Below are 16,132 nucleotides of genomic sequence, written 5' to 3'. Positions count from 1 at the left end.
AATGTTTAAATTGATACACAACCGATACCGATAATAACTCATTATGAATTTTAAGTCGCTCATACGAAATAGCGTTCCCTTTCTAGCAATCTTATTCTTCACTTCTTGCGAACCGGAAGTCATTGAAAAACCAACAGCTTTGACCTTATCAGAAGGTTTTGAAAACCCGATGGGATTTTACGATGCTACGCCCACTTTTTCTTGGCAACTAACGGTTGCTAAGGACGTATCCAGTCAAACGGCCTATCGCATAGTAGCTGCTGGCAGTCCAGATTTGTTACCGGAAAATGCAGACCTATGGGATTCAAAAAAGCAAGAAACGAGTCGGTCTACGTGGATAAAATATGAAGGTGAGCCATTAAGCTCGCGTCAAAAAGTGTTTTGGCAAGTTCAATATTGGAATCAAGATGGCACACCTTCTGCATGGAGCGAAACGCAACATTTTGAATTGGGATTACTGAAAAATAGTGATTGGCAAGCCAAATGGGTAGGGCTAAATACCGCAAAGGACAGCATAAGGGGTCGCGAAAACGTATTGATTCACAAACCCCAATACCTAAGAAAAGGCTTTGAAGTATCCGATAAGGTTGCATCGGCCAGATTATACATCACTTCCAAAGGAGTTTTCGATGTTTCCTTGAACGGTAAAAATATTTCCGATGATGCCATGTCCCCTGGTTTTACCAGCTATGACAAACGCATTGAAACCTTAACCTATGACGTTACCGATCTGCTAACATCGGGACAAAATGTATTAGGTGTAGAATTGGCCTCCGGGTGGTATTCCGGGAGATTATTATGGGGTACTACGCCATGGGACAATACCATCTCGCCAAAGGTATTGGCCCAATTGGAAATCGTTAAGGGCGATGGCTCCAAGGAGCTTATCCTTTCGGACAGCAGCTGGAAGGGAATGACCAACGGCCCTTTGGAATTTGCAGAAATCTATGACGGCGAAATCTACAACGCTAACTTGGAGATGCCCAATTGGACTACTGCTGATTTTGATGATACCAACTGGACCACGGTCGAAATTTCAGAAATTAACGACTCTGTTGCCTTAGCACCCAAAAGACATACCGCGGTAAAGGACAAGATCAAATTAACGCCACAGGAAATCACCAAAAAAGATGGAGCGGTCATATTTGATTTAACACAAAATATGGTGGGCGTACCATTGGTAAACGTACCCATGAAAAAAGGGGATACACTCAAAATCAGGTTTGCGGAGATGCTTTCCCCGGACGGCACATTTTATACCGATAATTACAGAAGTGCACATTCCACTGATTATTATATTGCCGCTGAAGACGGAGACATTACCTATAAACCTAAGTTTACTTTTCACGGTTTTAGATATGTAGAATTGAGCGGTTTTGATTCCGCTAAAGAACCTTCAAAAGATTGGGTTACGGGAATTGTGCAGTATTCCGATTTTGAGGACAACGGAACCTTTAGCTCCTCGCACGATAAATTAAATCAGCTCCAAAGTAATATCGTTTGGGGCCTGCGCGGTAACTTTTTGGATATTCCTACGGACTGCCCCCAGCGTGACGAACGGTTGGGATGGACAGGTGATGCACAGGTATTTGGACCCACCTCCATGTTCAATGCGGATGTCTATAAGTTTTGGGCCAGTTGGCTACAAAGTGTCCGCGAGGCACAATTAGAAGATGGCGCCATCCCTTGGACGGTACCGGACTCTCGCGGCAATAAAATTGCCAGTTCGGGATGGGGAGATGTATGTACCATTATCCCTTGGAAAATATATAGGCGTACCGGGGATATTGGTTTCTTGGAAGATAATTTTGAAATGATGAAACAATGGGTGGCGCATCATGAACTAAAATCGGAAAACTATATTTCGGATATGATGTCCTTTTCGGATTGGTTACAACCCTATCCTGAAAATGACGATAATAAAGGCGATACCTCTAGAAATTTAATTGGTACTGCATTTTTTGCACACTCGGCCAAACTAACCGCCCAAACAGCTGCGGTATTAGGCAAAAATGAGGAGCAGGCTAGGTATGGGGCTTTATACCGGACCGTTGCCCAAGCCTTTGATGAAAAATACTTTGACGAGACCGGAAAAGTGAAGGAAGTACCAGAAACCCAAACCTCCTATTTGTTGGCATTGGCCTTTGATTTACTTCCCGAAAATAAACGAAAAAATGCCCAGGCCAATTTATTACGAAAACTAAACGATGCCGACAACCATTTACGCACCGGCTTTTTAGGAACACCGCTACTATCCGAAGTTTTAGATGAAATGGGCGAAATAGATCTGATGTACAAACTACTTTTTAATGAAAGTTATCCCTCGTGGTTTTATTCCATCAATCAAGGCGCTACCACTATTTGGGAGCGTTGGAACAGTTATAGCAAAGAAGAGGGATACAACCCTAAGAGCATGAATAGCCTAAACCATTATGCATACGGAGCCATTGGGGAGTGGATGTACGAGCGCATAGCGGGTATCGCCCCTTTGGAGGCAGGTTATAAAACCATTAGAATTGCCCCACAACCCAAGTCGCCCCTTACATCGGCATCTGCAACATATCAAACGCCTTATGGGGAGGTGGCATCCTCATGGAACTTGGAAAACAATGTATTTCAGTTAGAAACCAAAATACCGCCCAACACCACGGCAACCGTAGTTTTACCTGGAAATATAGAAAAAGAACTCCTTTTGGATGGCACCTCAATAAATGATAATAACAGCGTACAACTCACCAAAACAAGCATCGATTCCTTTGAACTATTAGTACAGCCCGGTACGTATAATTTTCAAACTATAATGAGGTAAGGTATGGAAGATATTTGGAAGAAAACCCGACGGTTTAAAATAGGTATAGCAGGTACGAAAAAGCTTGGAATGTGATATGAAGTACATCCAAATTGGCCCTATTTCACGGTTTACCGGATAGGTCAACAAAGAAATGGAACTGGAATACAGCAATCAATGAAAACTAGATAGGATTATGAACAAATGGAACAAAGCACTAATAGCGTTACTGCTACTGACCTTAACGGAACCGGTAGTTGCTCAGTCGTTACCCCATCCTATAATAGTTGCGACCGCTGATGAAAGACCCCAGCTATTACAAACTATAGCTACCTATGATTGGGCACGGTCCATGGTTGCCGAGTTGCACGGGCGAATAGACAGCATAGCAGATGTGCATAAAAAACGGCCCCAAGCCTTACTTACAACACTGCCCCCCTTTAGTTTTGACCATGGCGGTTATAGTGAGCAGGAGGCCGCGTTCTTGGCAAATGCCCATAATAGAATTCTAATGACAGCCTCTGAATCGGGCATGCTCTATTACCTCACAAAAAATGATAAGTACGCCCAACTATCCGCCGATATATTAACGGCATATATTGAGGAGCTCGCACCGAAAACCCCTCAGACGACCACCATTTGTGGCAATGAATTTTATGACCCTAGAACTACGTATCCCCATTTTGCCTTGGCCTATGATTTCGTGTACAACTTCTTAAAAAAAGAAAACACCAAGACCTTTAGCTCAAAACTGGAAAAACATATCCGTTTTGATAATGACTTGGCGCAAAAAGCATTAGGTAACATGATCGGCAATGTATTACAAGAATACGGTAAACCGGACAAGCACGGCCAAAGGGTCTCCAACCACCCCATACTTACGGCACCGGGAGCACTTTTTATGATACTGTGTGTGGAGGACGATACGGAGCGGGAACGTCTTTTTAAGATTTTCTGGGAAGAAGGTACTGCACATCAAAACTCCTTTAAAAATACGATTTTACCCCTATATTCCGATCAAGGACTATGGCCGGAATCCCTTAGTTATGGTTTTATGCCGATTGTTAGTATGGTACTGAACATCGTAGACCGCATTAAACCGGAAATGGAGGTTACCAAAACGGCAAAACATATTTTTAACGGCAATTTCCTATATGATTATTTACGGTATCCGGATAGGCGATTTGTACGCTATGGCGATTCTAAAAGAAACAATGACTTTACCGAAAATAATTATAGGTATGCCCTACATATTGCAGCACGCCATGGCTATACCGATATAGCGGAAAAGGCGCAATTGGCATTACATCGGGCGTATGAGGCAAAAGGCGGATACACCCCTAACCTAAAGAGCACATCACCATACGACCAATACCAACATTTACAATTGTTCTGGGGTATAGATGTTCCCCCACAACTGGATAGCAGCATCGATTTCAACAAAAAAACAGTAATTATAGAACATGCGGGTATTGCCTTACAACGAAATTACGCCAGAGAAAATAATACCCTTTACGGCCTATGCGGAATCATAGGAGGTGCCCATTATGTGCATTCCCATCTCACGGGAATTGGTATGGAACTCTACGGGGCAGGGTATGTAATGGCGCCCAATGCCGGACTTCCACCAACCGTTCCCGAGAGACGAATTCCCCTTCACGAACATTATTTTAGATTATATGCAGGCAACAATACGGTAGTGGTCAACGGTACCTCGCACGGTTTGGACGAAGGTTCTTGGAAAGGCAAGGCAAATGTATGGCAGAACACGGTGGTGAACATTGCCGCGGAGCCCAAACACTTGGAAGAAGGTATCGCGGAAGAATTCAGTTTTGCAACACAGTTTTTAAACGATACCGTGAACAATGCTACACAGGAACGCACATTAAGCACCATAAGAACCAGTGAGACCACAGGCTACTATTTAGATGTATTTCGTTCAAAATCCAATGGCGAAAACCTAATTCACGACTACATCTATCATAATATTGGGGATACCACCCATATCCTCGATGCAGATGGGCAACAATTAGCCTTGCAACCGACGCAGCGGTATCAGAATGATATCGGCGACACCGTCAAATCCCCGGGATGGCGCTTTTTTGAGGAAACCAAAACGACCGGCCCAACCAAGGAGGGCATAAAAGTCCGCTTTGATATTGAATATGACAGTACCTATATGCACCTATTTGTTCCCGCAGGCACCGAAAAAGAATATACCCAAGCCTTGGCGCCGCCCACACGGGAGGCCAAAAACGGATATGTGCACAAAAAGACCCAAGTGCTGGCGATAAGACAACAGGGCGAGGCATGGGATAATCCCTTCATCGCTATTTTTGAAACCTCAAAAAACCAAGGTGCAAGTGTACAAAAAGTAGCATCGTTAAAGGATGGAGCTAAAACCATAGGTGCCATAGTAAGCTCCAAAACGGATAACAGCCGCATAACCGATATCATTATTTCACAAGACAGCGACACCGCCTTATACAAGAATGACGAACTAGGATTGTCGTTCAAGGGTCGGTTTGGGGTAGTTCGTACGTTGGTTCGCGGAAATACCACAGAAATGGTGTTATATATTGGTAAGGGAGAGCAACTCATCTTTGAAAAAAAAGAGCTCAATGCAAATGCTGACCACACGGGGGTTTTACGCTACAACAAACAATACTAAATAGCCAAATGGGTACTACTACACATAGCTTTACGGTACTTTTAAGTATATGCCTAGGCCTATGGACTACCGGTTGCAGGTCACAAGAGGAGCAGCTTTCGGGAACTTTAGTGGAAGATTTCCACAATCCTCCAGCAGCCTATAAACCCATGCCCTTCTGGCACATTAATGGAGAACTGACAACTGAAGGCATACGCCAGCAAATGAAAGATGCCAAGGAATTGGGTGGTTTTAGCGGCATTAGCGTCTTACCCCTTGCGCCCAAAAAGAACGGACGGCCCGGTACAACACCTAAGTTTCTTTCCGAGGAGTACCTGGAACGATTCCAAGACGTTTTGGATACCGCCGAGGAATTGGAAATGGAAGTTATTTTGTACGACGATAACGATTTTCCCAGCGGCATGGCGGGTGGTAAACTTGGCGAGCTTTTCCCGGAACACACCATGAAACGGTTGGATAAAATTGAACATACGATTCAGGGGCCAAGGCAATTGAAGCAAAAACTTCCCGACGGACAGGTACTTTCCATAGTGGCCATGAATACCGAAACATTGGAAAGAATTGAACTTACTCCCTTTATAAAAAATAAGGTTTTGAGGTATGACCTGCCAGCAGGAAGTTGGAAGGTCATGAGCTTTGTTTTGGTGAAAGACAGCTACCACAAGGCCTACCCCGTAGTAGATTATTTAGATGCCACTGCGGTGCGTAAACTCATGGAACTAACCTATGGGGTACACCAAAAAAACTTTGGCGACTATTTTGGTAAGACCATTAAGAAAGTATTTTTTGACGATGTGGGTTTTTGGAAACACCCCCGTACTTGGACTGGAAGATTCAATGAAAAATTTGTAGAAATCAACGGTTATGACCCAAAACCATGGTATCCCGCCTTGTGGTATGATATTGGCCCAAAGACCGAATCGGTACGCCATGCTTTTTTTAAAACCAGAGCAGAATTATTAGCAGAAGGTTTTCCAAAATTGGTAGGGGAATGGGCCAAAGCAAACGGTTTAAAGGATACGGGACATCCGCCAGGAAATTATGACCCTACCCCAATTGATATGAATGCCGATATCTTTAAATTTTATCGGCATATGGCCATGCCCTTAACGGATGCCATTATCGGTTATCAGTTTGGTCAAAATGGGCATAAATTGATAAGTTCCGCAGCTGATTATTACGATAAACCAGTGGTATCCACAGAAATCTATGGGGCGTACAAAGAAAAATCCTTTGACTCTTTGATGTTATATCGCTCCGCAATGGACCTGTTTTCCCGTGGGGTAAATTTTGTGGTGCCGCATGGACTCTGGTACAATCCGGACCAAGTCTATATTTCCCCTTTGGTATCGCCTTACAGTGAAAAATTGGCCCCTGCATTACCTGAGTATTCAGAGTTTGTAGGCCGCGCTTGTATGTTGTTGCAAGGTGGTAAACGAGTTTCGGAAATAGGGGTTTTTTATCCGTTTGAAGAATTGGCGGGCTGGTACCGTTTTGAAGACCCAGCTAACCCGCGGCAGGGGTTCTTTATCTCTCCCGAGACCAATTATATGGAAATCAGTGGAATGTTGACCAACGACATCAGACAGGATTTTACGTTTATTCACCCCGAATTCTTTTTGGAGGACAAATATCAAATTAACAACGGTACCGTTACCTTAAACAATCTTGAAAACGAACAAAACTATAAAGCCCTTATCCTAACCGGTTGCAACGTGATATCGGTAAAGACACTGGAAAAGCTAAAAGCCTATTATGACCAAGGCGGCTTGGTGATTTCCACTGGACAACTGCCCTATAAATCCTCTGAAATGGGAGCTGACGAGCAGGTAAAAACCTTGATAAAGCAAATTTTCGGGGTGGATGCCAATGCCCCTTTGGACGGCAACCCGCATATACACCAGAACAACACTGGCGGAAAGGCCATTCACTTCGTTGATGCCAATCAGGACAATCTATCCGAGGCCTTGGCCATAGACCTCACGCCCGATGTGGCTTTTTCTCCCAATCCAACCCTGGCTTCGGATTTTGGCAAATTCAATTATATCCATAAAATAAAGGAAGGTAGGCATATCTACTTTTTCTCCAATTCCAGTGATGAAACCATCCAGACCGAAGTGACCCTCAAAGGTGATTTTAAGCTCTTTGAAGCGAATCCCCATACAGGGAATATCACACCAATTAAAAACTCAAAAAAGGTAAGTATAGAAAATCAATCCTATACAAAAGCCAGTCTGAACTTGCCTCCGGTGAGTGCTGTTTTTTGGATATCAAATGAAGACCTGAAATGAATATAATGAAGCGAACCCTTTTATTGACTACCCTGTTTATAAGCCTTTTTAGCTGCAAACCAGATGAAAAGAAAGAAACAAAAAAAGCGAACACAAAACCGAACATCGTTTACATCCTGACCGACCAATGGCGCGGTGATGCTTTGGGCTACGCGGGCGACCCCAATGTAAAAACACCAAATCTGGACCAGTTTGCCAAAGAGTCCGTCAACTTTACCAATGCCATATCCGTAGCACCCGTCTGTACACCGCACAGAGCGGCATTGTTGACCGGTAAATTCCCGACTACTACGGGCATGTTCGTCAATGACCTTTATCTACCCAAAGAAGAAGTGACCATGGCCGAAATTTTTAAGGGTGCAGGCTACAAAACAGGGTTTTGGGGAAAATGGCACTTAGATGGTCACGGCCGTTCTACCTATATCCCGGAAGAACGAAGACAAGGTTTTGAATATTGGAAGGGCTTGGAATGTTCTCATGCCTATAATAAAATGTCTTACTATGATAATAATGATACCATTTTAAGGTATTGGCCAGAATATTCGCCATTTGCCATCACGAAAGATGCCAACCAATATATGGCGGATAACGCCAATAGCGAACAGCCTTTTTTCATGCTGGTTTCCATAGCTACTCCGCACTACCCGCATAACAGTGCTCCCAAAAAATATAAGGAAATGTATCCGCAGGATAGCTTGGTGCTTCCTCCCAACATTCCAAAGTCACTGGAGCCAAGGGTTCGGAAAGAGCTACAGGGCTATTACGCTCATGCAACCGCGACCGATGAGGCTATTGGGGATATGCTCAATCAACTGAAAGAGTTGGATTTACTGGAAAATACCATCGTGGTCTTTTCTGCCGACCACGGAGAGATGATGGGAGCCCACGGGGTAAGACCTTTTGTAAAACAGCTGGCATGGGATGAAGCGCTTCGGGTACCATTTTTAATTCGATATTCTCAAATTGATGCCAACGCGGGAACGGTAGTAAATGCCCCATTGACCACACCCGATATCCTGCCCTCGCTCTTAGGTTTGACCGATATTCAGATTCCCAAAGACGTAGAAGGTGAAAATTTGGCCAATCTCATTAAAAATCCCAATCCAGATGTAGATAGAGCTGCACTGGCGATGGGCGTCGCTCCTTTTGGGGCCAATGTAAAAGACCCAGCCTACAGGGCCATAAAAACCAAGCAATACACCTACGTGAAAACCCCAGAAGGTGCCAGTCATTTATTCGATAATCTGGATGACCCGTTTCAAATGCAAAATTTGGTACATAAAAAGGAGTATGCTGAAGTCCAGCAAAAGTTGGATGATGAATTGGTCAATCAGCTCAATGAAATAGGTGACGAATTTGGTGATAGGGATTATTACCTTAAAAAATGGAATTACATTTTTGATGAAAAAAGGAAAGCCATTGATTGGTGGAGTTTTGATCAGGGAAAGGGTGTGGTGCAGTCGCCTAAACCTGGCCAATAGTTTTTAAGCCCCAACCTAAGGCACGAAGTAACTAATGAAAATAGTTAAAAACACATACAAACCCTTTATAAGTATTATTATGCTACTCTTGATGAGCAGCACAATCTTGTGGAGTCAAGAGGTGAAAAGGGCTGTTTCTGCGGATTTAGAAGTAGGTTTCCATAACCCACCCAATGAAGCCAAAGCCCGTACGTGGTGGCATTGGTTAAGCGGCCATGTGTCTAAAGAAGGCATTAGGGCCGATTTGGAAGCCATGAAGGCGGTGGGTATCCAAGAAGCACAATTATTCAATGTACACCTGGGCTTTCCGCAAGGGCCTGTGAAGTATCTTAGTGAAGAGTGGTTGGACTTATTTCATTTTTCGGCACAAGAAGCCAAGCGTTTGGGCTTAGAATTGGCCTTTCACAATGGTCCAGGCTGGTCGTCTTCGGGAGGGCCTTGGGTAACAGAAGAGCATGCCATGCAAACGGTGGTCTTTAGCGAACTTGAAGTTGCCGGTGGAAAAACAATAGCACAAGTATTACCCCGACCAGAAACCAAATCCCACTACTATAAAGACATAGCCGTTTTAGCCTTTCCAAAACCAAAGCAAGTTCGAAAAATAGATGGTTTGGATTATAAAAACCTTTCGGAACGCATCCGGAATCATTTATTGCCCGATACTAAAAGTATTCCTAAAGATGCCATAATTCCCAGAAAGTCTATTATCGATATAACTTCTAAACTGTCCGAAGACGGAATTTTGGAATGGAACGTTCCTGAGGGCGAATGGATTATTCTACGATTAGGGCACACCCCTATGGGTACAACCAACCGCCCGGCGCCGCCTGAGGCCAAGGGTTTGGAAGTGGATAAGATGAGTACCAAAGCCCTTGATGCGTATTGGGCAGCGGGGGTGCAACCCATACTCGATAAATTAGGAGATTTGGTAGGTACTACCGTAAACAATTGCCTAATTGATAGCTATGAGGTAGAAACTACCAACTGGACTTCAGGATTCGATACACAATTTGAAAGTTTAAGAGGATATAATTTAACCCCGTATTTGCCAACATTAGCAGGTTATTATGTGGAAAGTGGGGAAGTGTCCGAGCGTTTTCTTTGGGATTTTAGAAGAACCATTGGGGATTTAATTGCTAAAAACTACTACGCGCATTTTGCAAAATTATGTCATGAACACGGATTGAAATTCTCTGTTGAACCCTACTGGGGGCCATTTGACAATATGCAGGTAGGCGCCACCGGAGATATTGTCATGTGCGAGTTTTGGAGCGGTGGCTACCCGTTTTTTGATTCGCCCAAATTTGTATCCTCTATTGCCCATTTAAACGGTAGTGCTATAGTTGGAGCGGAGTCCTTTACCGGAATTGGCGGTTGGGACAAACACCCAGCAGATTTAAAAACCATTGGTGATAGGGCCTGGACAGAAGGCATCACCCGCTTTATCTTTCATACCTACGTGCATCAACCTTGGGATGTTGCTCCGGGCTTGGCCCTAAGTTACCACGGCTTCGATTTTAACCGACTAAATACCTGGTGGACGCAAAGCAAGGCGTATATGGACTACATAGCGCGTTCGCAACACCTATTGCAACAAGGTAAAAATGTAGCCGATGTGTTGGTGTTTACTGGGGAATCATCACCTAACACCGGGTTTATAAAACCTGAAATTAGGGAGTTGGGTTTTGATTACGATTTAATTGGTGCCAATAAATTAAAGGATTTGGTCGTAAAGAACGGAACCATCTATTCGTCCGTCGGAAACGCTTATGAACTTTTGGTGTTACCAGAATCCGATTTTATAAAACCGGAGACCTTGGAAAAAGTACAGGAGTTGGTAGATGGTGGTGCAAAAGTAATCGGTCGAAAGCCGCTACAATCGCCCAGCTTAACCAATTATCCTGCTTGCGACGATGAGGTTAAAACCTATGTTGATACCTTATGGGGAAGTGGGTCAGTAAAAGATGTGACTATTGAAAGTGTATTGCGAAAAAAAACGCCTGACTTTGAGGTGGAAAGTGCTGATGCCTCCGATATCAATTTTATCCATAGAAAAACAGACGAGGCCGATATCCATTTTATAGCAAACGCTAGAAAAGAAGCCAGGAAGATACTAGCACGCTTTCGAGTAACGGGAAAGCAGCCCGAATTCTGGAATGCCGAAACGGGTACAATCGAGGATGCTGTGGTTTTTAAGGATAATAAAGACGGCACAACCACCTTATCGTTACAGTTAGACGCGGAAGAATCGGTATTCGTTCTTTTTAAGAAGCCTGCAAAACCAACACATTTGTTGGAGGTTACCACAACCCTTGAACAACCCGAAGCATTACCACTTCCAGATTTAAAAATTGTAAAGGCAGAATATGGTACATTTTTGCAAGAAGGGCTTGTAGATATTACAGAAAAAGTAGCTGATGCCGTAAAGGACGGAGTGCTCGATTTTAAAATGACTCGTGCGTTTTGCGATTGCGACCCTGCCATGGGCTACAAGAAGGAGTTTAGAATGGCCTATGCCATAGGAACAACGGAAAAGCAATTGTATGCCGAAGAGCGTGAGCATATAAAAATAGATGCTGGGGATAAAAAGTTAAAGGTGTTAAAAGCCGTGTTCGGTAAATTTAAGGCAGAAACAAAAGGAGTGCCCCAAGCCTATAAAACCATAGATGTGACCAACTACATTCTAAGTCAAATAGAGAAAGGAAATTATAAAATACCGGTAACAGATAAATTAATCGACGATAAGGATATTGAAAGTCCAAAAACGGTTTTAAAAATAAGCTACATCACCGAGGGTGAAGAACGTACTTTGACCATTCCAAAAGGGCAAGTTTTAGATTTATCAAGAGATGTTCCAAAGCCAAAACTGGTGTATACAAATGATTCCATTTATTGGGTAACCCCCTATCCAGGAAATATCAAATACACCACCGCATCGGGAACGGTACAACGTAAACAGGTTATTTCAATACCTAAACCGATGGATTTATCAGGGGGTTGGGAGGTTACCTTCCCCATTAAAAATGAAACATCAAAAATCGTAAAATTCGATTCGCTTACCTCTTGGTCTAGCCATACCGAAAAAGACCTAAAATATTTCTCGGGAACAGCTACCTATAAAAAAACCTTTGGACTAACTGAGGATTTGCTTAAGAAGGACAAGCAGTTAGAACTGGATTTGGGAAGTGTGGCCGTAATAGCCGAAGTTTTGATAAATGGCAAAACAGTAAGAACCCTATGGAAAGCTCCATTTAGAACCGATATTACCACTTACCTGAAACTAGGTTGGAATACCCTTGAAATAAAAGTGACCAACCTTTGGCCAAACCGTTTAATAGGTGACGAACGCTTTGATTTGGATTATGAACTCAAGGGAAAACGACCGAAACAGTTACCTAATTGGTTACGAAATAACACACGGCGAGCCTCTGAACGAACAACTTTTGCATCGTGGAAGCATTGGGATGCAGATAGTCCGTTATTGCCTTCTGGTCTATTGGGTCCCATAGTCCTTAGAACGTATCAAAAAACGAGTTTGTAAATGATAAAGACCAAATATCTTTTAGGAGCCTTTGCCTTATTAACCATGGTTATATTCTGTAAAGGTCAGGGTAACAAAGCTAGAGCGGTTTTGGAGAAAAATGAAAAGGTCGATTTTTTTGCCGATAATGGCTATGGTAACGCTGTTGCCGTGGTGCAACATCCGGCGGGTATTTACCATGACGGCATCACCTACGTTTGTTATCAAGGCCCCCAAGAAGACCCATACGTGGCTTCCTATAATCACGAAACCAAAGAGTGGCAAGGCCCATTTAAAGTAGGTATTAGTGAAATGGGAAAAGACCCTACCCGTAAGAAAAAGATTGACAATCATGGCAAACCCTCCATACTGATTGATGACCAAGGCTATATTCACATTGCCTTTGGAGGTCATGGGGGAATGAGGAAACACGGAGAGAATCTTTTGGGAAACCATCACTACGGTAAAAATCTACATGCAGTCTCTAAAAGACCTTTGGACATTTCCAGCTGGGAGACCCTCAATACCATTTCTCCTTTTGGCACTTACAATCAATGGATAAAAATGGACAATGGGGATATTTATCTGTTTTACCGTCATGGTGCCCATCGCAGCAATTGGGTTTATCAACTGTCAACAGATAACGGCCGTAGCTTTTCTGAACCCATCTCATTTCTTAAGCATAAAAGGCGCAATGATATGGCGGCAGTAGATTCTTGGTATCCTTGGATAACCAAAGGCGACGGCAACGAATTGCATGTGGTATTTGACTATCATTTATGTCTAGATACCAAACCAAGCACCATTGGCCTTGGGCACATAGCCAAGAGATACAATGTGTACTATATGAAGTTCAATACCCAAACAGGGGAGTGGACCAATATCAACAATGATATACTTGAAACACCGGTTACGCGGGAGATTGCAGAAGCTAAAACTTTGGTAGCTGAAACTGATGATAATTGGACTTTTCAGGGAGTACTGGACCTAGACTCCAAGGGCTGGCCCCATATTGGTATGACGGTAGGTAAGGAGATACCCAATTCTAGACGTAGCGCACCCAAGAAAATGCACTATTTCTGGTGGGATGGTATACAATGGATACAAAATAGGAATACCAATATGCCTACTGGCAATGGTTTTATAAAGGTGACCGAAGCTGATGATGTTCAATTTTTTATTGATGAAGTTAATGAAAATGGCCAAGGAGCCATCGCCCGATACGATTCCAGAGTTAATGGAACCACTTTTAAAAAGGAAAAGACCTTCATCAAAAAAAGTAATGCTCGTTTTGCCATTTCAGCAAGTATTGAAAATGCCCATCCTGACGCCCTTTTGATTGTTGCCGAAATATCACCAAAATCAGACTACAGAAGAATGTATTTGTTGGGGGATAATGGCCCTATCCAAAGAAAGACTTCTGAGGCCAAGGTCCTTGCCGCCAAATCGGCTTTTGACCACCTCAAAAATGCCAAGGAATGGAACCTTGTCCTTAGTGACACCGGTACTCGGAATTGGAGAGAAAATTGGACTCTGGATGGCGAATTGGCGACAATCGAGAACACAGAAGCAGGTATGAATTTTTCTGCCGGGCCTGAGGCCAATAATGATGCCCATCACGCGGTTCTTTGGACGAAGGACACTTTTGCTGGCGATATAAGAATAGAATACGACTATGTACGGACGGATGAACAAAATAAATATGTAAACATTCTCTATATACAGGCCTCAGGTACTGCTACGGGCGAATATGCAACCGATATTGCACAATGGCAGCATTTACGAAAGGTTCCTGCTATGAGAAAATACTTTGAAAATATGAACGCCCTGCACATTAGCTATGCTGCTTTTGGCAATAAAGGCGATGGTCTGTTTTACACGCGTGCCCGAAGATATCCCAAGCCAGAAGTTAAAAGTTTTAAGATAACCCAAGTGGAACCTTCTTATGATTATAAGGGTTTTATTGAAACGGGCAAGAAGTACCATATAACTGCGATGAAATTGGGGGACTATCTCTATTTTGAGGTAAGCGGTGACAAGGATACGGAGTTATTTACGTGGGATTTGTCAAAAATTGACCCTATTCTGGAGGGCAGGATTGGCCTACGGCATATGTATACCCGTTCAGCACGCTACAGTAGTTTTAAGATTTATACGAAATAATTTCAGTAGAGATTTAGTTAGATGATTTTTTATAGATTCTTAATAATGAATTTTAGAACAACAATATTTAGGTTAAAAATCAAGTCTTTTGAGGCCCTTTCATCTCAAATTCACTGAGGTAACCCCTTGACTTTAGTATCGATTCTAAATTTACCTGGAGAAAATCCTGTTTTCTTTTTAAAAATTCGATTAAAATAAAAATCACTTTCAAAGCCAAGTTCAAAGGCAATTTCCTTTTGGGTTTTGTTGGTAGCCAAGAGGAGTTCCTTTGCCTTTTCAATTTTTAAGCTTAAAAAATACTGTAGTGGGGATACGTCGGTCTGTTTTTTAAAATCCAATCGAAATTTGGAATAACTTACCCCAAGCCTTTCGGCAATTTCTTTTAGTTCAATGGAGGAATCAATACGATTGTACATGATGGACTTTGTTCGGTTGACCATGGTATTCATATCTGCTACATTTGGACCCCCGGTCTTTAGATTATACAATTCGGCCATGAGCTGTAAACAGAGGGCGGAGGCTGTTCGTTGAAAACCAAAATCCTCCCTTTCAAATAGCAAAAAGAGCCTGTCAAATAGGGTTAAAATTTGAGCTTGGTTAGCGTTGGAAATTATTGGGTCTTCAGGGCTGAAAAACCCATTGGTTATGAACTGGGTTGCCAAGGTACCGGAAAAACCTATCCATCGTTCTGTCCAACCCTTATTTTCTCTGGGTCTATACCGGTGCCAAACCCCAGGAAATAGCAAGAACACATCCCCATCCATAAGTCTAATTTTTCCTGTAGGACTACTTTCAAACTCCCCCTCGCCCTGGGTGATCAATACCAGATGGAATTCATTCAAAACCCGACCGTTTTCCCAAGAAAATATATAAGAATCGGGGTGGTCTGTACTTGGATAATTGGAGTTTATTGGGATTTTGGTCCGTCCCAAATTGTTGATGTAGAATCCCCATGCCTTGTCCCGATCAAAGACCATCAAGTATTTTCTATAGCTATTTTTCATATCATTTTATGCAATAAAAATATCAAATTGTCAATTGGTATCCGTGCCATTATTCCAGAAATTGTATGAATTATGGAAGTAAATGATTTATTCATTGTCAAAAATCAAAACTAACTCTATTTTAAAGATTATTTTGTCAATAAATAAATTTATCGGAATCTTAAAACAGAGTAACAAAATATGCTATTTGTATCCGCTAAATACACTAAATTTC

General features: G+C 42.7%; 7 protein-coding genes. 6 read left to right on the top strand and 1 reads right to left on the bottom strand.

Annotation, left to right across the window (positions count from 1 at the left end; all coding sequences use genetic code 11):
* The first annotated feature begins 43 nt into the window (after positions 1 to 43).
* The 6 genes from ACFQZJ_RS03830 to ACFQZJ_RS03805 all read left to right on the top strand — a co-directional run bounded on the left by ACFQZJ_RS03830 (position 44) and on the right by ACFQZJ_RS03805 (position 14,914).
* Positions 44 to 2,809, top strand: a complete 2,766-nt coding sequence (locus ACFQZJ_RS03830) for a family 78 glycoside hydrolase catalytic domain (protein WP_379932435.1) — start codon at positions 44 to 46, stop codon at positions 2,807 to 2,809.
* Positions 2,810 to 2,984: 175 nt separating this feature from the next.
* On the top strand, positions 2,985 to 5,459 hold the full coding sequence (locus ACFQZJ_RS03825) for a hypothetical protein (protein WP_379932434.1): 2,475 nt from the start codon (positions 2,985 to 2,987) through the stop codon (positions 5,457 to 5,459).
* 8 nt (positions 5,460 to 5,467) lie between these two features.
* The gene (locus tag ACFQZJ_RS03820; RefSeq protein WP_379932432.1) at positions 5,468 to 7,750 is read left to right on the top strand and encodes a glycosyl hydrolase; all 2,283 of its coding nucleotides are present in this window, start codon (positions 5,468 to 5,470) and stop codon (positions 7,748 to 7,750) included.
* A gap of 5 nt (positions 7,751 to 7,755) precedes the next feature.
* Positions 7,756 to 9,231 (top strand): sulfatase family protein, encoded by a 1,476-nt coding sequence (locus tag ACFQZJ_RS03815; RefSeq protein WP_379932430.1) that lies wholly within the window; start codon positions 7,756 to 7,758, stop codon positions 9,229 to 9,231.
* Positions 9,232 to 9,322: 91 nt separating this feature from the next.
* Positions 9,323 to 12,772, top strand: coding sequence for a glycosyl hydrolase (locus tag ACFQZJ_RS03810; protein WP_379932429.1), 3,450 nt, complete (start codon positions 9,323 to 9,325; stop codon positions 12,770 to 12,772).
* Positions 12,773 to 14,914, top strand: a complete 2,142-nt coding sequence (locus tag ACFQZJ_RS03805) for a DUF1961 family protein (RefSeq protein ID WP_379932428.1) — start codon at positions 12,773 to 12,775, stop codon at positions 14,912 to 14,914.
* Positions 14,915 to 15,024: 110 nt separating this feature from the next.
* On the opposite strand, the gene ACFQZJ_RS03800 is transcribed toward ACFQZJ_RS03805, so the two are convergent.
* A complete protein-coding gene (locus tag ACFQZJ_RS03800) occupies positions 15,025 to 15,918 on the bottom strand; it encodes a helix-turn-helix domain-containing protein (RefSeq protein WP_379932426.1) in 894 nt (297 codons plus the stop codon).
* Between the last annotated feature and the right edge of the window lie 214 nt (positions 15,919 to 16,132).

It is taken from the genome of Maribacter chungangensis, assembly GCF_042676845.1.
Lineage (GTDB): Bacteria > Bacteroidota > Bacteroidia > Flavobacteriales > Flavobacteriaceae > Maribacter > Maribacter chungangensis.
The sequence above is the reverse complement of the archived record's forward strand: the minus strand, read 5'-3'. Positions and strand labels throughout refer to the sequence as shown.

What these genes read in the sequence shown, in the direction of transcription:
- ACFQZJ_RS03830 (WP_379932435.1), top strand. Translation starts at nt 44, where the DNA reads ATGAATTTTAAGTCGCTCATACGAAATAGCGTTCCCTTTCTAGCAATC.
- ACFQZJ_RS03825 (WP_379932434.1), top strand. Translation starts at nt 2,985, where the DNA reads ATGAACAAATGGAACAAAGCACTAATAGCGTTACTGCTACTGACCTTA.
- ACFQZJ_RS03820 (WP_379932432.1), top strand. Translation starts at nt 5,468, where the DNA reads ATGGGTACTACTACACATAGCTTTACGGTACTTTTAAGTATATGCCTA.
- ACFQZJ_RS03815 (WP_379932430.1), top strand. Translation starts at nt 7,756, where the DNA reads ATGAAGCGAACCCTTTTATTGACTACCCTGTTTATAAGCCTTTTTAGC.
- ACFQZJ_RS03810 (WP_379932429.1), top strand. Translation starts at nt 9,323, where the DNA reads ATGAGCAGCACAATCTTGTGGAGTCAAGAGGTGAAAAGGGCTGTTTCT.
- ACFQZJ_RS03805 (WP_379932428.1), top strand. Translation starts at nt 12,773, where the DNA reads ATGATAAAGACCAAATATCTTTTAGGAGCCTTTGCCTTATTAACCATG.
- ACFQZJ_RS03800 (WP_379932426.1), bottom strand. Translation starts at nt 15,918, where the DNA reads ATGAAAAATAGCTATAGAAAATACTTGATGGTCTTTGATCGGGACAAG.